Here is a 19,299-nt window from a genome sequence, read left to right as displayed (position 1 = left end):
GATTCTACCGATCAAAACCGTGGATTTACAGGGGCGCGACAGCAAATGAAGATAAAGCGACAGATTATGTCGAGCGGGCGACCGATGGTCGCACGTCAGGAGGTGTGTGCCGGGTTGCTCGGCCCCGTGGCCTGGGGAGCCGGTTTCTCAGGGGCAGCCACGCGTTCGAGCTGAATATTCACACGGCGGTTACGGGCCCGGTTGGCGGCAGTGGTGTTGGGCGCCAAGGGGTAGCTTTCGCCATGGAACCGCAGGGTAATCTGGGACTCCGGGATACCGTTGGCCTTGAAGTAGTCCATCACCGCCAGCGCACGACGGCGTGAAACATCACGGTTGCTCAGGCGATTGCCGCTGTTGTCCGAGTGGCCGTTCAATTCGATATGGTTGACGGTAGGGTCCGCCTTCATGAATTCGAGAATCACCGCCAGCTTCTGCTTTGCCGCAGCGTCCAGCTCGATGCCGCCACCGGGGAAGCCCACTTCGGTCTGCTTGACCTGATCGTAATTCATCGGCAGCAGCTTGGCGGTGCACAGCTGATAGTCGCTGTAGGCCTTGTTGAATTTCACCGGCAGCAGGCGAATCTCCGAATAGCCACCCTCACGTCCATAGTGCCGCACAGTGGGCGAGCGTCCATCGAGCAAACCGTTGAAGAGACGCCCGGCCTGGGCCTGAGAGCTGTTGAACAGCACATCACCGCTGCCGGCACGTACGGCGCCGAGATTGATGTCACCCCGACCGGGCTGCCAGGGGGCTGCGGCGGCCAATAAGGTGGCCGACCCTGCGCCCAGCGACCCGTTATAGGCTTTCAGACGAAACGTCGCCTGCTCGCCGGCCCGGCGCACGAACTCACCCGAACCGAAGTCGGTGATCGGTTGGGTCAGGCGGCACTCGAACTTGTCCCCCTCCACCTTCCACTCAATGTTCTCCAGACGAGTCTGGAACGTGAGTGCCATAGCAGGCAGGCTGGCGAACACACTGAGCAGGGCTAGATAATGCTGGCGCACGGGAGGCTCCACTGGTTTCTACAACACTTCAAAGCGTCATACATCGATAAGGCATACGAAAGGCTATCGGATGCATCCTGCAAAACTTGATAGCGAGTGCCTGCAAGAGTCTTTTCCGGTAGCATTCCCACCAGATTGACCCGCCTGGAATCCCCAATGTCCGACCGCCTGACCCTGCTGCGTCCCGACGACTGGCATATTCATCTTCGCGATGGTGCTGCGTTGCCCCAAACCGTGGCCGATGTAGCGCGTACGTTTGGCCGCGCCATCATCATGCCTAACCTGGTACCACCGGTGCGTAACGCCGCCGAAGCCGACGCCTATCGCCAGCGCATCCTCGCTGCACGGCCGGCCGGCAGCCGCTTCGAACCGTTGATGGTGCTCTACCTCACCGACCGCACCCAGCCCGAAGAAATTCGCCAGGCCAAGGCCAGCGGTTTCGTGCACGCCGCCAAGCTGTACCCGGCCGGCGCGACCACCAACTCCGATTCCGGCGTGACCAGCATCGACAAGATCCTGCCGGCCATCGAAGCCATGGCCGAAGTCGGCATGCCGCTGCTGATCCACGGTGAAGTCACCCGTGGCGACGTGGACGTGTTCGATCGCGAGAAAATCTTCATCGACGAGCACATGCGCCGTGTGGTCGAGCTGTTCCCGACCCTCAAGGTGGTGTTCGAGCACATCACCACGGCCGATGCCGTGCAGTTCGTCACCGAGGCCTCGGCCAACGTCGGCGCAACCATCACCGCCCATCACCTGCTGTACAACCGTAACCACATGCTGGTGGGCGGGATTCGGCCGCACTTCTATTGCCTGCCGATCCTCAAGCGCAACACCCACCAGGTGGCCTTGCTGGATGCCGCGACCAGCGGTAATCCAAAGTTCTTCCTCGGCACCGACTCTGCGCCCCACGCCCAGCACGCCAAGGAAGCCGCATGCGGTTGTGCCGGCTGCTACACCGCGTTCGCCGCCATCGAGCTGTATGCCGAAGCGTTCGAACAGCGCAACGCACTGGATAAACTCGAAGGTTTCGCCAGCCTCAATGGCCCGCGATTCTACGGCCTGCCGGCGAATACCGACCGTATCACCCTGGTCCGTGAAGACTGGACCGCCCCCGCCAGCCTGCCATTTGGCGAGCTGACCGTTATCCCGCTGCGCGCCGGTGAAACACTGCGCTGGCGCCTGCTGGAGGAAAGCAAGTGAGTGAAGACCATTACGATGACGACCAGGAACACGGTGGCGGTGGTGGTTCGCGCCACCCGATGGCCGAACGTTTCCGCGGCTACCTGCCTGTCGTTGTCGACGTAGAAACCGGCGGCTTCAATTGCGCCACCGATGCACTGCTGGAAATCGCCGCAACGACTATCGGCATGGACGAACAGGGCTTTGTGTATCCGGAGCACACCCACTTCTTCCGCGTCGAGCCGTTTGAAGGTGCCAATATCGAAGCGGCAGCCCTGGAGTTCACCGGGATCAAGCTGGATCACCCCTTGCGCATGGCCGTCAGCGAAGAGGCGGCACTCACCGATATCTTCCGTGGCGTACGCAAGGCCTTGAAGGCCAACGGCTGCAAGCGCGCGATTCTGGTCGGGCATAACAGCAGCTTCGACCTGGGCTTCCTCAACGCCGCCGTGACGCGGCTGGACATGAAGCGCAACCCGTTCCACCCGTTCTCCAGTTTCGACACCGCCACCCTTGCTGGCCTGGCCTATGGCCAGACCGTCTTGGCCAAGGCCTGCCAGGCGGCCGGCATCGACTTCGACGGTCGCGAAGCCCACTCGGCCCGCTACGACACCGAGAAGACCGCCGAGTTGTTCTGCGGCATCGTCAACCGCTGGAAGCAGATGGGCGGCTGGGAAGACTTCGGCGACTGAGGTCAAATCCTGCGCATGAAAAAACCGGCCTTCTCAGGCCGGTTTTTTTGTCCCGCGAGTCCGGCTTACAGCTTGCCAGCGTTCTCGGTCAGGTAAGCCGCAACGCCTTCTGGCGAAGCGTTCATCCCTTTGTCGCCTTTTTTCCAGTTGGCAGGGCAGACTTCGCCGTGCTCTTCGTGGAATTGCAGGGCGTCGACCAGGCGGATCAGCTCTTCCATGTTACGGCCCAGCGGCAGGTCGTTGATGATCTGGGAGCGCACAACGCCCTTGTCGTCGATCAGGAACGCGCCACGGAAAGCCACGCCACCTTCGGACTCAACGTCGTAGGCCTTGGCGATGTCGTGCTTCATGTCGGCAGCCATGGTGTATTTGACTTTGCCGATGCCGCCATCGTTGATGGCCGTGTTGCGCCAGGCGTTGTGGGTGAAATGGGAGTCGATGGAAACGGCAACCACTTCAACGTTACGTGCCTTGAAATCGTCCATGCGGTGGTCCAGAGCGATCAGCTCCGAAGGGCAGACGAAGGTGAAGTCCAGTGGGTAGAAGAACACCAGGCCGTATTTGCCTTTGATGGCTTCAGACAGTTTGAAGCTGTCAACGATTTCGCCATTGCCGAGCACAGCAGGTACGTCGAAATCCGGGGCTTGTTTGCCGACGAGTACGCTCATTGGGTATCTCCTGATGTAAGGGTGACGATTGAAGTAAAAGGACCGGCCTTGAGTCTGCCGCATTCAAGCGACAGCCCTGTGACGCAGTCACGCTTCGTGAAGACCGACCATCATACACTGAAAAAACCGTTCGTCAGCGTGAGGGCGGTGCAGGCCAATACCCTACGAATCTACTTTGACAATCATTCTCGTTAACATTAAGATCCATCGCACTTAAGCCTTAAACCCGCGACGGTTCTCCCTTATGTATGTGTGCCTGTGTACCGGCGTCACCGACGGACAAATCCGCGAAGCGATCTATGAAGGTTGCTGCAGCTACAAGGAAGTGCGTGAAACCACCGGCGTTGCCAGTCAATGTGGTAAATGTGCTTGCCTCGCCAAGCAAGTGGTACGGGAAACCCTGACGCAGCTGCAAACAGCCCAGGCCGCTGTTCCCTACTCAGCAGAATTTACACACGCTTAAATAGGCGTGTTTTGAAGAACCGGACCGAGTGTCCGGTTTTTTTATGCCTGTAATTCAATTAGTTAGCGCTAAGACGCGGAACACAAACATTCTTATTCCGATTAATTTTCATTTATTATTCAATAACTTAGGTTTGACACTAGGGTTTTCGCCGCTCAAACTCCGCCTTATACACAGCTACTACAGGGCAGGACCCCAGTCATGAAAGGCGACATCTCAGTCATCCAGCAACTCAACAAAATCCTTGCCAATGAACTGGTCGCGATCAATCAGTACTTCCTGCATGCGCGCATGTACGACGATTGGGGCCTGGAAAAGCTTGGCAAGCGTGAATACAAGGAATCCATCAAGGCCATGAAGGACGCCGACGCGCTGATCAAGCGCATCCTGTTCCTCGAAGGCCTGCCGAACGTACAGGACCTGGGCAAGCTGAACATCGGCGAGCACACCCAGGAAATGATCAGCAGCGACCTGGGCTTTGAACGCAAGAGCCACAGCGACCTCAAGGCCGCCATCGCACATTGCGAGACCAAGGGCGACTTCGGCAGCCGCGAGCTGCTGGAAGACATCCTGGAAGACCAGGAAGAACATATCGACTGGCTGGAAACCCAACTGGGCCTGATCGATAAAGTCAGCCTGGAAAACTACCTGCAATCGCAGATGGGCGAATAATCCCGTCGCTCTCTCAGGTACAAAAAAGCCCCGCTCTCTCACGAGAAGCGGGGCTTTTTATTGCAGGCGAATCAAGCGTCGGTCTTGGCCGCCGCGTTTGCCGCTGCATCTTTGATCAACGCCTGCAACGAACCATCAGCTGCCATTTCGGTGATGATATCGCTACCGCCGACCAGCTCGCCGGCTACCCACAGTTGCGGGAAGGTAGGCCAGTTGGCGTACTTCGGCAGGTTGGCGCGGATTTCCGGGTTTTGCAGGATATCCACGTAAGCGAACTTCTCGCCACACTGCATAACAGCCTGGGAAGCCTTCGCGGAGAAACCGCACTGAGGAGCGTTAGGTGCGCCCTTCATGTAAAGCAGAATGGTGTTGTTGGCAATCTGCTCTTTGATCGTTTCGATGATATCCATGGAACACCTCGGCTGGAACTTTGCGACTCACAGGTCGGCACGGTGGCGCATTGTAACGCAAAATTCCAACGCGGTGCTCGGGCTCCTTATGCGGCAGCGACTTGGACCGGTACGCCATTCAATGCCGCATTGCCCGACAACTCATCCAATTGCCGCTCGTCGGTCAAGTCATTCGCGCTCGCCCCCGGTTGCTCGCTGGCGATGCTCATCTGCACCCCCGGACGGCCGTGACCCCAACCATGGGGCAGGCTGACCACACCGGGCATCATGTCCAGGCTGGCGACCACCTCCACCTCGATCATGCCGATACGTGAACTGACGCGCACCCGTTGCCCATCTGCCAACTGGCGACTGGCCAGGTCGTCGGGATGCATATGCAACTGGTGCCGAGGCTTGCCCTTCACCAGCCGGTGATAGTTATGCATCCAGGAATTATTACTGCGCACATGGCGACGGCCGATCAGCAGCAACTCGTCAGCCCCAGGCATCGGCTGCGCCGCAAAGCGCGCCAGATCCGCCAGAATCACTGCCGGTGCCGCCTGCACCTTGCCATCCACGGTTTTCAAGCGCGCTGCGAGATTTGGCTTGAGCGGCCCCAGGTCCATGCCATGGGGATGATCCGCCAGCTTCGCCACCGACAACTGATGGCTCGACGCATCACCATAAGCGCCGGCGCGCAGGCCTAAGTCGATCATTTGCGCAGGCGGCATGGTGGGCTTGAGCGCCATACCGGTGTGCGCAGCGAATGCCGTGGCCAGGCCGACGAAGATCTCCCAGTCATGCAACGCACCCTCAGGCTTGGGCAGGATCGCGCGATTGAAACGGGTGACATTGCGCACGGCGAACATATTGAACGTGGTGTCGTAGTGGTCGTTTTCCAGCGCCGAAGTGGACGGCAGGATCAGATCGGCATAACGCGTGGTCTCGTTGATATAGAGGTCGATGCTGAGCATGAACTCCAAGCCGTCCAGGGCCTGCTCCAACTGGCGGCCATTGGGGGTCGATAGCACCGGGTTGCCCGCCACCGTCACCAGCGCGCGGATCTGTCCTTCGCCGCCGGTGAGCATTTCTTCAGCCAACGCCGACACTGGCAACTCACCGCCGTACTCCGGGCGCCCGGACACGCGACTCTGCCAGCGATTGAAATGCCCGCCACCGGTGGACGCGACCAAGTCCACTGCCGGACTGGTGCATAACGCACCGCCTTCGCGGTCGAGGTTGCCAGTGACCAGGTTGATCAACTGCACCAGCCAATGACACAGCGTACCGAACGCCTGGGTCGACACCCCCATGCGCCCGTAGCACACCGCTTTATCCGCAGCAGCGAAATCCCGTGCCAACTGGCGAATCTGCCCGGCGGGTACGGCACACTGGCGGCTCATGGCTTCGGCGGTAAAGCCGAGGATCGCACGGCGCACATCCTCAAGCCCCCCTACCGGCAAATGACTGTCACGCGTCAGGTTCTCGGTGAACAGTGTGTTGAGTACCCCGAACAGCAACGCCGCATCGCCGCCAGGCCGCACGAACAGATGCTGATCAGCGATCGCCGCCGTCTCACTGCGCCGAGGATCGACCACCACCACCTTGCCGCCCCGGGCCTGGATGGCCTTGAGACGCTTCTCCACATCGGGCACGGTCATGATGCTGCCGTTGGAGGCCAGCGGGTTGCCACCCAGGATCAGCATGAAGTCGGTGTGGTCGATGTCCGGAATCGGCAGCAACAGGCCATGGCCGTACATCAGGTGGCTGGTGAGGTGATGGGGTAACTGGTCTACGGAGGTGGCAGAAAACCGATTGCGCGTCTTGAGCTGGCCGAGGAAGTAGTTGCTGTGGGTCATCAGCCCATAGTTGTGCACGCTGGGGTTGCCCTGATACACCGCCACCGCATGCTGCCCATGCCGCGCCTGGATGCCCGCCAGCCGCTCGGCGACCAGGGCAAACGCCTCATCCCAAGGGATTGGCTGCCATTCGCTGCCCACCCGCAACATGGGCTGGTGCAGACGGTCAGGATCATTCTGGATGTCCTGCAACGCCACGGCCTTCGGGCAGATATGGCCGCGACTGAAGCTGTCCAGTGCGTCGCCCTTGATCGAGGTGATCGCCAGGCTGCCGTCTTCGGCTTGGGTGGTTTCCAGGGTCAGGCCACAGATGGCTTCACACAGGTGGCAGGCACGGTGGTGGAGAGTCTTGGTCATGGCCAGTCTCTTTATTGGGCTTTGGCCTGACTATGGGCTGTGACCATGACAGGCGCCAGCATCGTTCGTCCTGTGAATCGATAGCCATCAGGCCAGGCCATGCGCAAACATGAGCAAATGTTACAGAACCTGTCATCAACCTCTGAAACCGACGCAGCCTGATCCAGGCCCGCCCCCGCGCATTGCAAAAGGTGATGGCGTCAGTGTACAAATGGCCCGCTGCTGTCAGGAAATCGTCTTCAAAAGCGCTCTCGCGCCCTTCTTGAACACCCCAAAAAACGTAGCCCTATTGGTAAGACGCGACATTTAATGTCAATATCGCGCCTTCCCCTATTTCGTCGCCCCGTGCGGCTTTCGCCGCAGGTCTCGCCCGTTGTCACAATAAACAAGGCTTTGAGTATCTGCGGTCTGTTGCAAAAAGGTAGTTAATGATGAGCGCAAGGCACTTTCTCTCCCTGATGGATTGCACGCCCGAAGAGCTGGTCAGCGTGATCCGTCGAGGCATTGAGCTTAAAGACCTGCGTAACCGCGGCGTACTGTTCGAGCCTTTGAAAAACCGCGTGCTCGGGATGATTTTCGAGAAATCGTCGACTCGCACCCGCCTGTCGTTCGAAGCCGGCATGATCCAGCTGGGTGGCCAGGCCATCTTCCTGTCGCCGCGTGACACCCAACTGGGCCGTGGCGAGCCGATCAGCGATTGCGCGATCGTCATGTCGCGCATGCTCGATGCGGTGATGATCCGTACCTTCGCCCACAGCACCCTGACCGAATTCGCCGCCAACTCGCGCGTGCCGGTGATCAACGGCCTGTCCGACGACCTGCACCCGTGCCAGTTGCTGGCCGACATGCAGACCTTCCTTGAGCACCGTGGCTCGATCCAGGGCAAGACCGTGGCCTGGATCGGTGACGGCAACAACATGTGCAACAGCTATATAGAAGCGGCGATTCAGTTCGACTTCCACCTGCGCATCGCCTGTCCGGAAGGCTTCGAACCGGCCGCCGAGTTCCTGGCCAAGGCCGATGGCCGTGTGCAGATCCTGCGCGATCCAAAGGATGCAGCGATCGGCGCCCACCTGGTCAGCACCGACGTCTGGACCTCCATGGGCCAGGAAGACGAAACCGCCAAGCGCCTGGCCCTGTTCGCGCCCTTCCAGGTGACCCGCGCCCTGCTCGACATGGCCGCGCCGGACGTGCTGTTCATGCACTGCCTGCCCGCCCACCGGGGTGAGGAAATCAGCCTCGACCTGCTCGATGACCCACGCTCCGTGGCCTGGGACCAGGCCGAGAACCGCCTGCACGCGCAAAAAGCCCTGCTCGAATTTCTCGTCGAACCGGCGTACCACCACGCATGAGCCAGCCATTACTGCTGAACTTGCGCAATCTGGCATGCGGTTACCAGGATCAACGGGTGGTGCAGAACCTCAATCTGCACCTCAACGCGGGCGATATCGGTTGCCTGCTGGGTTCTTCGGGCTGTGGCAAAACCACGACCTTGCGCGCGATTGCCGGTTTTGAGCCGGTGCATGAAGGCGAAATCAGCCTCGCGGGCGAAGTGATCTCCAGCGCCGGTTTTACCCTGGCACCGGAGAAACGTCGCATCGGCATGGTGTTCCAGGACTACGCGCTGTTCCCCCATCTCAGCGTGGCCGACAACATCGCCTTCGGCATTCGCAAACACCCGCAAAAAGACCGTGTGGTCGCTGAACTGCTGGAGCTGGTCAACCTCAAGAACCTGGGCAAGCGTTTCCCCCACGAACTGTCGGGCGGCCAGCAACAACGCGTCGCCCTCGCCCGCGCGCTGGCACCGGAGCCACAGCTGTTGCTGCTGGACGAACCGTTCTCCAACCTCGACGGCGAACTGCGGCGCAAGCTCAGCCACGAGGTACGCGACATCCTCAAGGCACGGGGCACCAGTGCGATCCTGGTCACCCATGACCAGGAAGAGGCATTCGCCGTGAGTGATCACGTCGGAGTATTCAAGGAGGGCCGCCTGGAGCAGTGGGATACCCCCTACAACCTCTATCACGAACCCCTGACGCCGTATGTCGCCAGCTTTATCGGCCAGGGTTATTTCATTCGTGGCCAGTTGAGTTCGCCCGAGTCCGTCCACACCGAACTCGGCGACCTGCGCGGAAACCGCGCCTACACCTGGCCTACGGGGGGTGCGGTGGACGTCTTGCTGCGCCCGGACGACATCGTCTACGCGCCGGACAGTGCCTTGAAAGCGCGGATCGTCGGCAAAACCTTCCTCGGCGCATCAACCCTGTACCGCCTGCAACTGCCGACCGGCGCGCAGCTGGAGTCGATTTTCCCCAGCCATGCCGACCATCAGGTGGGCGCCGAGGTGGGCATTCGCGTGGCCGCTGAGCATCTGGTGCTGTTCCAGGCCTCAGGCAGCGTCGCGGCGCAGGTTCCTCACGCCGAATCCGGCGTACGACGCTACAGCCCGGCTGGCTGAGTCAATGATCAACGTGTGGGAGGGGCAAGCCTCCTCCCACATTGGTTATCCAGGATACCGGGACTACGCCCGGCCAATTTCTGCGAATTTGGCCTGGGTATGTTCCGCCAGCACTGCGGCGGACAACTCCACTTCCAGTCCCCTTCTCCCCGCACTCACAAAAATTGTCGCAAACGGCTGTGCCGTTACATCGATAAATGTGCGCAGACGCTTCTTCTGCCCCAGTGGGCTGATGCCTCCCAGCAGGTAACCGGTGGAACGCTGCGCCGCTGCCGGATCAGCCATTTCGACTTTTTTCACACCCGCCGCGTGAGCCAGGGCCTTGAGGTCGAGACTTCCGACGACCGGCACCACAGCCACCAATAATTCGCCTTTTTCACTGCTGGCCAACAAGGTCTTGAACACCTGCGCCGGGTCGAGGCCCAATTTTTCTGCGGCCTCCAGGCCATAGGAGGCGGCCTTGGGATCGTGTTCATAACTGTGGATGCGATGTTCGGCGCGAACTTTTTTCAACAAATCCAATGCGGGGGTCATGACCTCTCCGAGCGTGGCAAACAGAGGACCAATTCTAGGCCAAGCCCGCATAAAACGCTCTAGTCCGCCCTCCCCGTCCACAATACTTAACGTGGCGAGCGTGATCATTCATCAAACCAATAGTTGGAAAGTGACCGACAGTTCACTTTCGACCTTTGACAGCCGTCATTCTTGTCTATATTTTTTCGTTTCCGAATACTGTAGGAATACACCTGCAGCGTTCCAGCAGTAAGCCGTGTCTTGGATGGGGATCCTCGTCACGGTGAAAATCGCGCAACCGTCCGTTGAGGCAGTGCGCCAGACAAGAACAACAATCGAGGTTTTCCATGACAACTGCTCTTCAACAGCCTTCACTTTCGAGCCAATGCATGGCCGAGTTCCTGGGGACTGCGCTTCTGATCTTCTTCGGTACAGGCTGCGTTGCTGCGCTCAAGGTCGCGGGTGCCAGCTTCGGGTTGTGGGAAATCAGCATCATCTGGGGGATCGGCGTCAGCATGGCGATCTACCTGAGCGCCGGTATTTCCGGGGCTCACCTCAATCCGGCGGTCAGTATCGCCCTGTGTATTTTTGCCGACTTCGACAAGCGCAAACTGCCGTTCTACATCCTGGCCCAAATCGCCGGAGCCTTCTGCTCGGCGGCGCTGGTGTACACGCTCTATAGCAATCTCTTTTTCGATTACGAACAAACCCACCATCTGGTACGCGGCACCCAGGCCAGCCTGGAATTGGCCTCGGTGTTCTCCACCTACCCCCATGCACTGCTGAGCACGGCGCAGGCCTTCCTGGTGGAAATGGTCATTACCGCGATCCTGATGGGCGTGATCATGGCCCTCACCGATGACAACAACGGCCTGCCGCGCGGCCCGCTGGCGCCACTGTTGATCGGCCTGCTGATTGCGGTCATCGGCAGTGCCATGGGCCCGCTGACCGGCTTTGCGATGAACCCGGCGCGGGATTTCGGGCCCAAGCTGATGACCTTTTTCGCTGGCTGGGGTGAAATGGCCTTTACTGGCGGCCGCGATATTCCTTACTTCCTGGTTCCGATTTTCGCGCCGATTGTCGGCGCATGCCTCGGTGCTGCGGCCTATCGTGGGCTGATTGCCCGCCACTTGCCGAGCGCCGCACCTGCTATAGCGGAAACAACTGACACGGCTGTCAACGGCAAGACTCGTATTTCCTGAAAGCGCCAGCCTGGTCCCCTGCCCTTCGCGGCCCCGGCTGATTTCTGACTTCCTTATTTCGTCCAAGGCAATAGACATGACCGATATCGAGAATAAGAACTACATCATTGCCCTTGATCAGGGCACCACCAGTTCCCGGGCAATCATCTTCGATCGCGACGCCAACGTGGTCTGCACCGCCCAACGTGAATTCACCCAGCACTACCCGCAAGCCGGCTGGGTCGAGCATGACCCGATGGAAATCTTCGCCACCCAGAGCGCGGTGATGGTCGAGGCCCTGGCACAAGCCGGCCTGCACCATGACCAGGTCGCCGCCATCGGTATCACCAACCAGCGTGAAACCACCGTGGTCTGGGACAAGATCACCGGCCGCCCGATCTACAACGCCATCGTCTGGCAGTGCCGCCGCAGCACCGAGATCTGCCAGCAGCTCAAGCGCGACGGCCACGAGCAATACATTAACGACACCACCGGCCTGGTCACCGACCCGTACTTCTCCGGCACCAAGCTCAAGTGGATCCTCGATAACGTCGAAGGCAGCCGCGAGCGTGCGCGCAACGGCGAGCTGCTGTTCGGCACCATCGACAGCTGGCTGATCTGGAAATTTACCGGCGGCAAAACCCACGTCACCGACTACACCAACGCCTCGCGCACCATGCTCTTCAACATCCACACCCTGGAGTGGGATGCGAAGATGCTGGAGATCCTCGACGTTCCGCGGGAAATGCTGCCGGAAGTGAAGTCTTCCTCCGAGATCTACGGCCGCACCAAAAGCGGCATCGCCATCGGCGGTATCGCCGGTGACCAGCAAGCGGCACTGTTCGGCCAGATGTGCGTGGAGGCCGGCCAGGCCAAGAACACCTACGGCACCGGCTGCTTCCTGCTGATGAATACCGGCGACAAAGCGGTCAAGTCCAAGCACGGCATGCTCACCACTATCGCCTGCGGTCCCCGTGGCGAAGTGGCCTATGCGCTGGAAGGCGCGGTGTTCAACGGTGGCTCCACCGTGCAATGGCTGCGTGACGAGCTGAAAATCATCGCCGATGCCACCGACACCGAATACTTCGCCGGCAAGGTCAAGGACAGCAACGGCGTGTACCTGGTCCCGGCCTTCACCGGCCTGGGTGCCCCCTACTGGGACCCGTATGCCCGTGGCGCACTGTTTGGCCTGACCCGCGGCGTACGCGTGGATCACATTATTCGTGCCGCTCTGGAATCGATTGCCTACCAGACCCGCGACGTACTCGACGCCATGCAACAGGACTCGGGCGAACGCCTCAAGGCCCTGCGTGTGGACGGCGGTGCGGTGGCCAACAACTTCCTGATGCAATTCCAGGCCGATATCCTCGGCACCCAGGTCGAGCGCCCGCAAATGCGCGAAACCACTGCACTCGGCGCCGCCTACCTGGCAGGCCTGGCCTGCGGCTTCTGGGGCAGCCTCGACGAGCTGCGCGGCAAGGCCGTGATCGAGCGCGAATTCGAACCGCAGCTGGAAGAAGCCGCCAAGGAGAAACTCTACGCCGGCTGGCAAAAAGCGGTGAGCCGCACCCGCGACTGGGAACCCCACGAAGGCGCCGAATAAGCCATGCGCCGGCCCCATATCGGGTTGTAACTGGCAGGGAGCAGATTCCTGCGTCATCATGGGCCACTTTTGTATGGCAGCCCAAAGGACGCCCCATGAATCTGCCTCCCCGCCAGCAGCAAATCCTCGAACTGGTCCGCGAACGCGGCTACGTCAGTATCGAGGAAATGGCGCAGCTATTCGTTGTCACCCCGCAAACCATCCGCCGCGACATCAACCAGCTGGCGGACGCCAATCTGCTGCGCCGCTACCACGGCGGCGCGGCCTATGACTCCAGCGTCGAGAACACCGCGTACGCCATGCGGGCCGACCAGATGCGCGATGAGAAACAACGCATCGGCGAAGCCATCGCGGCACAAATCCCCGATCACGCCTCGCTGTTCATCAATATCGGCACCACCACGGAATCCATTGCCCGTGCGCTGCTCAACCACAGCCACCTGAAAATCATCACCAACAACCTCAACGTCGCCACCATGCTCAGCGCCAAGGACGACTTCGATGTGTTGCTGACGGGCGGTAACGTGCGCCGTGACGGCGGCGTGGTGGGCCAGGCCAGTGTCGACTTTATCAACCAGTTCAAGGTCGACTTCGCGCTGGTGGGTATCAGCGGTATCGACGAGGACGGCAGCCTGCTGGACTTCGACTACCAGGAAGTCCGGGTTTCCCAGGCGATCATCGCCAATGCACGCCAGGTGATCCTGGCGGCGGACTCCAGCAAATTCGGGCGCAATGCCATGATTCGACTGGGGCCGATCAGCCTGGTGGACTGCCTGGTGACGGATCAGGAGCCGGTGCCAGCCTTGGTGCAGTTGTTGAACCAGCACAAGGTTCGCCTGGAAGTCGTATAGCGTCTGCACTGAAGCCATCGGGGCAAGCCCCCGATGGCGATTTATCCAGCGCCTTTTTCTCGAGCCTTGCCCAGGCTTATGTTCACAAATTTTCCTTTTCCCGCCCTTCGATGAGTTTTTTCAATCGAAGTCGGCTGGCTGTGCCCACGTTTATCAGCTACCATTTTCGCAAATGAACATTAATGTTCGAATTCCAATACGAAAAAGCTCCCGAGGCCAGTCGATGAACCCTTCTACCTTGCCTGCTCCACCGCTTGCCGAAGTCTATGACGTTGCCGTAATCGGTGGCGGGATCAACGGCGTCGGCATTGCAGCAGACGCAGCCGGTCGCGGTTTGTCGGTATTCCTTTGCGAAAAGGACGACCTGGCCAGCCACACCTCCTCCGCCAGCAGCAAACTGATCCACGGCGGCCTGCGCTACCTCGAACATTACGAATTCCGCCTGGTACGCGAAGCCCTGGCTGAACGTGAAGTGCTGCTGGCCAAGGCCCCGCACATCGTCAAGCAGATGCGCTTCGTCCTGCCACACCGCCCCCACCTGCGCCCGGCGTGGATGATCCGTGCCGGCCTGTTCCTCTATGACCACCTGGGCAAGCGCGAGAAACTCGCCGGCTCCAAGAGCCTCAAGTTCGGCCCTGACAGCCCGCTGAAAAGCGAAATCACCAAAGGCTTCGAATACTCCGACTGCTGGGTCGACGACGCCCGCCTGGTCGTCCTCAACGCCATGGCGGCCCGTGAAAAGGGTGCGCATATCCATACCCAGACCCGCTGTATCAGTGCCCATCGCAGCAATGGCATGTGGGACATGAACATGGAACGCGCCGATGGCAGCCTGTTCTCGATCCGTGCCCGCGCCCTGGTGAACGCCGCAGGCCCGTGGGTCGCCAAGTTCATCAAGGACGACCTGAAGCTGGACTCGCCCTACGGTATCCGCCTGATCCAGGGCAGCCACCTGATCGTGCCGAAACTGTATGAAGGCGCCCACGCGCACATCCTGCAGAACGAAGACCAGCGCATCGTCTTCACCATTCCGTACCTGAACCACCTGACCATCATCGGCACCACCGACCGCGAATACACCGGCGACCCGGCGAAAGTGGCGATCACCGAAGGTGAAACCGACTACATGCTCAAGGTGGTCAACGCGCACTTCAAGAAACAGCTGAGCCGCGACGACATCGTCCACACCTACTCGGGTGTGCGCCCACTGTGCAACGACGAGTCGGACAACCCGTCGGCCATCACCCGTGACTACACCCTGTCGCTGTCCGGTGGTACGGGCGAGGCGCCGATCCTGTCGGTGTTCGGCGGCAAGCTGACCACCTACCGCAAGCTCGCCGAATCGGCGATGGCGCAACTGGCCCCGTACTTCACGCAGATGCGTCCCAGCTGGACCGCCACCGCCAGCCTGCCCGGCGGCGAGGACATGACCACGCCGCAAGCCCTGGCCGAGGCCATTGGCAGCAAGTTCGACTGGTTGCCGAGCGAAATCGCGCGCCGCTGGTCCACCACCTATGGCAGCCGCACCTGGCGCCTGCTCGAAGGCGTGCAGTCGCTGGCTGACCTGGGTGAACATTTGGGAGGCGGCCTGTACACCCGCGAGGTCGATTACCTGTGTGCCGAGGAATGGGTAACCCAGCCCCAGGACGTGCTCTGGCGCCGGACCAAACTCGGCCTGTTCACCACCCCACAGGAACAGGACAACGTGCAACGCTACCTGTCCAAGGTTGAGCAGACCCGCAGCAAGATCGAAGCGGCCTGACAGGCCCGTCGTACAAAAGCCCCTGCGCCGTAAGGCCCGGGGGCTTTTTTATAGCGCCAGGCATTCGGTTTTCCGAACGCCACACGTAATCCTATTCGGTTTACCGGATCCAACGGTTACATATTTGTCGTCATACAAAATTAATCCTCATTAAAATCAACTTGTTAAGCTTTTATTTCCGGTCTGGCACGACTCATGCTCTACACTCCTAGACGATTGCCTGGGACGCTTCAGGAGCCGTTACGGGCATTCGCTGTACAAGAGAGCCGTCTAGCCGGCTTCATAAAAAAAACAAATGTCGAGGAAGTATTGATGCGCATCGTTCCCCATATCCTGGGCGCAGCTATCGCTGCTGCTCTGATCAGCACTCCAGTTTTTGCCGCCGAACTCACCGGCACACTGAAGAAAATCAACGACTCCGGCACCATCACCCTCGGGCACCGCGACAGCTCCATTCCGTTTTCCTACATTGCGGATGGTTCGGGCAAACCTGTGGGCTACTCCCACGACATTCAGCTGGCCATCGTCGAAGCCCTGAAAAAAGACCTGAACAAACCCGACCTGCAGGCCAAGTACAACCTGGTCACCTCGCAGACCCGTATTCCGCTGGTTCAGAATGGCACCGTCGACATCGAGTGCGGTTCCACCACCAACAACGCCGAACGCGCCCAGCAAGTCGCCTTCACCACCAACATCTTCGAAATCGGCACTCGCCTGCTGGTCAAGAAAGACAAGGAAGGCAAGCCTAGCTACGCCGACTTCGCCGACCTGAAAGGCAAGAACGTCGTGACCACCGCCGGCACCACGTCCGAGCGCATCATCAAGGCGATGAACGCTGACAAGCAGATGGGCATGAACGTCATCTCCGCCAAAGACCATGGCGAGTCCTTCCAGATGCTGGAAAGCGGCCGTGCCGTAGCCTTCATGATGGACGACGCCCTGCTGGCCGGTGAAGAAGCCAAGGCCAAGAAGCCGGATGACTGGGTCATCACCGGTACTCCACAGTCCTTCGAAGCCTACGCGTGCATGGTTCGCAAAGAAGACCCTGCCTTCAAGAAAGCGGTGGATGACGCCATCGTTGGCCTGTACAAGTCCGGCGAAATCAACAAGATCTACGCCAAGTGGTTCGAAAGCCCGATCCCACCAAAAAACCTGAACCTGAACTTCCCAATGAGCGACAAGGTTAAGGAACTGATCAAGAACCCGACCGACAAGCCGGCGCCTGAAGTAAAAATCTGATTCCTGACTAACCTTATCGCCTGAGGGAGCCACGCTCCCTCAGGCGTCTGTTACTACCTGCTGGCTATACTTTGGAACACTCGACCGGGCGGTTTTCGAGCCGATCGCGTGTGCCTGGCGTTCATCGCCAGGCGGGAATGGACTTTCCCCAAGCGGGTGCTTGTACATCGATCGATCTCGAGGGGAGACCCTAATGAATTACAACTGGGACTGGGGCGTGTTCTTCAAGTCCACCGGCGTGGGCAGCGAGACTTATCTCGACTGGTACATCGCCGGCCTGGGCTGGACCATCGCCATCGCTGTCGTGGCATGGATTATCGCCTTGCTGCTGGGCTCCATTCTGGGGGTCATGCGCACCGTGCCAAACCGCCTCGTATCGGGCATCGCGACCTGCTACGTGGAACTGTTTCGTAACGTGCCGCTGCTGGTGCAGCTGTTCATCTGGTACTTCCTGATACCCGACCTGCTGCCGCAGAACCTGCAGGACTGGTACAAACAGGACCTCAACCCGACCACCTCGGCCTACCTGAGCGTTGTCGTGTGCCTGGGCCTGTTCACCGCTGCCCGTGTGTGCGAGCAAGTGCGTACCGGTATCCAGGCGCTGCCACGTGGCCAAGAGGCCGCTGCACGTGCCATGGGCTTCAAGTTGCCGCAGATCTACTGGAACGTGCTGCTGCCCCAGGCCTACCGGATCATCATTCCGCCGCTTACCTCGGAATTCCTCAACGTCTTCAAGAACTCCTCCGTGGCGTCCTTGATCGGCCTGATGGAACTGCTGGCGCAAACCAAACAGACCGCCGAGTTCTCGGCCAACCTGTTTGAAGCCTTCACCCTGGCCACGCTGATCTACTTCACCCTGAACATGAGCCTGATGCTGCTGATGCGCGTGGTCGAGAAGAAAGTCGCCGTGCCCGGCCTGATCTCCGTGGGGGGTAAATAATGGAACTCGATTTCAGCGGCATCATCCCCGCCATCCCGGGCCTGTGGAACGGCATGGTCATGACCTTGAAGCTGATGGTCATGGGCGTGATCGGCGGTATCGCGCTGGGTACGATCCTCGCACTGATGCGCCTGTCGTCCAGCAAACTGCTGTCCCGGGTGGCCGGCGCCTATGTGAACTACTTCCGCTCGATCCCGCTGCTGCTGGTGATCACCTGGTTCTACCTGGCGGTGCCGTTCGTGTTGCGCTGGATCACCGGCGAAGACACCCCGATCGGCGCGTTCACCTCCTGCGTCGTGGCGTTCATGATGTTCGAAGCCGCGTACTTCTGCGAGATCGTGCGGGCCGGCGTGCAGTCGATCCCCAAGGGCCAGATGGCGGCGGCACAGGCAATGGGCATGACCTATGGCCAGACCATGCGCCTGATCATCCTGCCCCAGGCGTTCCGCAAGATGACCCCGTTGCTGCTGCAGCAGTCGATCATCCTGTTCCAGGACACCTCGCTGGTCTACACCGTGGGCCTGGTGGACTTCCTCAACTCCGCCCGCTCCAACGGCGACATCATCGGGCGCTCCAATGAGTTCCTGATCTTCGCCGGTGTCGTCTACTTCATCATCAGCTTTTCCGCCTCGCTGCTGGTCAAGCGTCTGCAAAAAAGGTTTGCCGTATGATCTCGATCAAGAACATCAACAAGTGGTATGGCGACTTCCAGGTGCTGACCGATTGCAGCACCGAGGTTAAAAAAGGCGAAGTGATCGTGGTGTGCGGGCCATCGGGCTCGGGCAAGTCCACCCTGATCAAGTGCGTCAACGCGCTGGAACCGTTCCAGAAAGGCGACGTGATCGTCGACGGCACCTCCATCGCCGACCCGAAGACCAACCTGCCGCAACTGCGTTCGCGCGTGGGCATGGTGTTCCAGCACTTCGAGCTGTTCCCGCACCTGACCATCACCGAAAACCTGACCATCGCACAGATCAAGGTGCTCGGCCGCAGCAAGGAAGAAGCCACCAAGAAAGGCCTGCAACTGCTTGAGCGCGTCGGCCTGTCGGCGCACGCCCATAAGCACCCTGGCCAGCTCTCCGGTGGCCAGCAGCAACGTGTGGCGATCGCCCGCGCCCTGGCCATGGACCCGATCGTCATGCTGTTCGACGAACCGACCTCGGCCCTCGACCCGGAAATGGTCAACGAAGTACTGGACGTGATGGTGCAACTGGCCCAGGAAGGCATGACCATGATGTGCGTCACCCACGAAATGGGCTTTGCCCGCAAAGTGGCCGACCGCGTGATCTTCATGGACGCCGGCAAGATCATCGAAGACTGCCCGAAGGAAGAGTTCTTCGGCGACATCAGCGCCCGCTCCGAGCGCGCGCAGCACTTCCTTGAGAAAATCCTGCAGCACTAAGTACCACCCAGCTGTGGTGAAGGGGCCACCCCCTTCGCCACAACTGGTTGACCCAAGGCATCTG

At 59.9% G+C, this 19,299-nt stretch carries 19 protein-coding genes; 14 read left to right on the top strand and 5 right to left on the bottom strand.

The window, feature by feature from the left end; genetic code table 11:
• Window positions 1–95 precede the first annotated feature (95 nt).
• Complete coding sequence (locus BM416_RS08885; protein ID WP_065938697.1) at window positions 96–1,004, bottom strand: flagellar protein MotY; 909 nt, start codon at window positions 1,002–1,004, stop codon at window positions 96–98.
• A gap of 156 nt (window positions 1,005–1,160) precedes the next feature.
• Here BM416_RS08885 and pyrC point away from each other — a divergent pair, with 156 nt between their 5' ends.
• Window positions 1,161–2,207: a dihydroorotase gene (gene pyrC / locus BM416_RS08880; protein WP_027604589.1), complete on the top strand. Its 1,047-nt coding sequence runs from the start codon at window positions 1,161–1,163 to the stop codon at window positions 2,205–2,207.
• Window positions 2,204–2,878 carry a ribonuclease T gene (rnt, locus tag BM416_RS08875; protein ID WP_027604590.1) on the top strand — a complete coding sequence of 225 codons (675 nt, stop codon included), beginning with the start codon at window positions 2,204–2,206 and terminating at the stop codon, window positions 2,876–2,878. The genes pyrC and rnt overlap by 4 nt, the downstream gene beginning before the upstream one ends.
• 65 nt (window positions 2,879–2,943) lie before the next feature.
• On the opposite strand, the gene BM416_RS08870 is transcribed toward rnt, so the two are convergent.
• Window positions 2,944–3,546 carry a peroxiredoxin gene (locus BM416_RS08870; protein WP_003172097.1) on the bottom strand — a complete coding sequence of 201 codons (603 nt, stop codon included), beginning with the start codon at window positions 3,544–3,546 and terminating at the stop codon, window positions 2,944–2,946.
• A gap of 244 nt (window positions 3,547–3,790) precedes the next feature.
• Here BM416_RS08870 and BM416_RS08865 point away from each other — a divergent pair, with 244 nt between their 5' ends.
• Both BM416_RS08865 and bfr read left to right on the top strand, forming a co-directional pair.
• Window positions 3,791–4,009: a bacterioferritin-associated ferredoxin gene (locus BM416_RS08865; protein WP_074844072.1), complete on the top strand. Its 219-nt coding sequence runs from the start codon at window positions 3,791–3,793 to the stop codon at window positions 4,007–4,009.
• A 201-nt stretch (window positions 4,010–4,210) separates the two neighbouring features.
• The gene (bfr, locus tag BM416_RS08860; RefSeq protein WP_012722487.1) at window positions 4,211–4,681 is read left to right on the top strand and encodes a bacterioferritin; all 471 of its coding nucleotides are present in this window, start codon (window positions 4,211–4,213) and stop codon (window positions 4,679–4,681) included.
• A gap of 71 nt (window positions 4,682–4,752) precedes the next feature.
• Here the strand turns inward: bfr and grxD are convergent, their stop codons facing one another.
• Window positions 4,753–5,091: a Grx4 family monothiol glutaredoxin gene (gene grxD, locus BM416_RS08855; RefSeq protein ID WP_027604591.1), complete on the bottom strand. Its 339-nt coding sequence runs from the start codon at window positions 5,089–5,091 to the stop codon at window positions 4,753–4,755.
• An 86-nt stretch (window positions 5,092–5,177) separates the two neighbouring features.
• A complete protein-coding gene (locus BM416_RS08850; protein WP_092487442.1) occupies window positions 5,178–7,286 on the bottom strand; it encodes a molybdopterin oxidoreductase family protein in 2,109 nt (702 codons plus the stop codon).
• Between the two features lie 431 nt (window positions 7,287–7,717).
• Between BM416_RS08850 and argF the strand changes: the two genes are divergently transcribed.
• Both argF and BM416_RS08835 read left to right on the top strand, forming a co-directional pair.
• A complete protein-coding gene (gene argF, locus BM416_RS08840; RefSeq protein WP_027604593.1) occupies window positions 7,718–8,638 on the top strand; it encodes an ornithine carbamoyltransferase in 921 nt (306 codons plus the stop codon).
• Window positions 8,635–9,744 carry an ABC transporter ATP-binding protein gene (locus tag BM416_RS08835; protein ID WP_092487439.1) on the top strand — a complete coding sequence of 370 codons (1,110 nt, stop codon included), beginning with the start codon at window positions 8,635–8,637 and terminating at the stop codon, window positions 9,742–9,744. The genes argF and BM416_RS08835 overlap by 4 nt, the downstream gene beginning before the upstream one ends.
• A 63-nt stretch (window positions 9,745–9,807) precedes the next feature.
• Here the strand turns inward: BM416_RS08835 and ybaK are convergent, their stop codons facing one another.
• Window positions 9,808–10,278: a Cys-tRNA(Pro) deacylase gene (gene ybaK, locus BM416_RS08830; protein ID WP_027604595.1), complete on the bottom strand. Its 471-nt coding sequence runs from the start codon at window positions 10,276–10,278 to the stop codon at window positions 9,808–9,810.
• A gap of 326 nt (window positions 10,279–10,604) precedes the next feature.
• Between ybaK and BM416_RS08825 the strand changes: the two genes are divergently transcribed.
• From BM416_RS08825 to BM416_RS08790, 8 genes are all read left to right on the top strand, one after another.
• Window positions 10,605–11,459 carry an MIP/aquaporin family protein gene (locus BM416_RS08825; RefSeq protein ID WP_027604596.1) on the top strand — a complete coding sequence of 285 codons (855 nt, stop codon included), beginning with the start codon at window positions 10,605–10,607 and terminating at the stop codon, window positions 11,457–11,459.
• A 76-nt stretch (window positions 11,460–11,535) separates the two neighbouring features.
• Window positions 11,536–13,041, top strand: coding sequence for a glycerol kinase GlpK (glpK, locus tag BM416_RS08820; RefSeq protein ID WP_027604597.1), 1,506 nt, complete (start codon window positions 11,536–11,538; stop codon window positions 13,039–13,041).
• A gap of 95 nt (window positions 13,042–13,136) precedes the next feature.
• The gene (locus BM416_RS08815) at window positions 13,137–13,892 is read left to right on the top strand and encodes a DeoR/GlpR family transcriptional regulator (protein ID WP_092487436.1); all 756 of its coding nucleotides are present in this window, start codon (window positions 13,137–13,139) and stop codon (window positions 13,890–13,892) included.
• Window positions 13,893–14,115: 223 nt separating this feature from the next.
• Window positions 14,116–15,654, top strand: a complete 1,539-nt coding sequence (gene glpD / locus BM416_RS08810) for a glycerol-3-phosphate dehydrogenase (RefSeq protein ID WP_092356338.1) — start codon at window positions 14,116–14,118, stop codon at window positions 15,652–15,654.
• A gap of 312 nt (window positions 15,655–15,966) precedes the next feature.
• Window positions 15,967–16,893, top strand: coding sequence for a glutamate/aspartate ABC transporter substrate-binding protein (locus BM416_RS08805; RefSeq protein WP_027604600.1), 927 nt, complete (start codon window positions 15,967–15,969; stop codon window positions 16,891–16,893).
• 193 nt (window positions 16,894–17,086) lie between these two features.
• Window positions 17,087–17,833: an amino acid ABC transporter permease gene (locus BM416_RS08800; RefSeq protein ID WP_024073702.1), complete on the top strand. Its 747-nt coding sequence runs from the start codon at window positions 17,087–17,089 to the stop codon at window positions 17,831–17,833.
• A complete protein-coding gene (locus tag BM416_RS08795) occupies window positions 17,833–18,504 on the top strand; it encodes an amino acid ABC transporter permease (protein ID WP_027604601.1) in 672 nt (223 codons plus the stop codon). Before BM416_RS08800 ends, BM416_RS08795 begins: the two co-directional genes overlap by 1 nt.
• The gene (locus tag BM416_RS08790) at window positions 18,501–19,235 is read left to right on the top strand and encodes an amino acid ABC transporter ATP-binding protein (RefSeq protein WP_076951395.1); all 735 of its coding nucleotides are present in this window, start codon (window positions 18,501–18,503) and stop codon (window positions 19,233–19,235) included. The genes BM416_RS08795 and BM416_RS08790 overlap by 4 nt, the downstream gene beginning before the upstream one ends.
• The last annotated feature ends 64 nt before the right edge of the window (window positions 19,236–19,299 follow it).

The sequence above is a fragment of the Pseudomonas sp. NFACC42-2 genome (assembly GCF_900116055.1).
GTDB classification, from domain to species: domain Bacteria; phylum Pseudomonadota; class Gammaproteobacteria; order Pseudomonadales; family Pseudomonadaceae; genus Aquipseudomonas; species Aquipseudomonas marginalis.
This window is presented reverse-complemented; position numbering and strand designations above follow the sequence as displayed.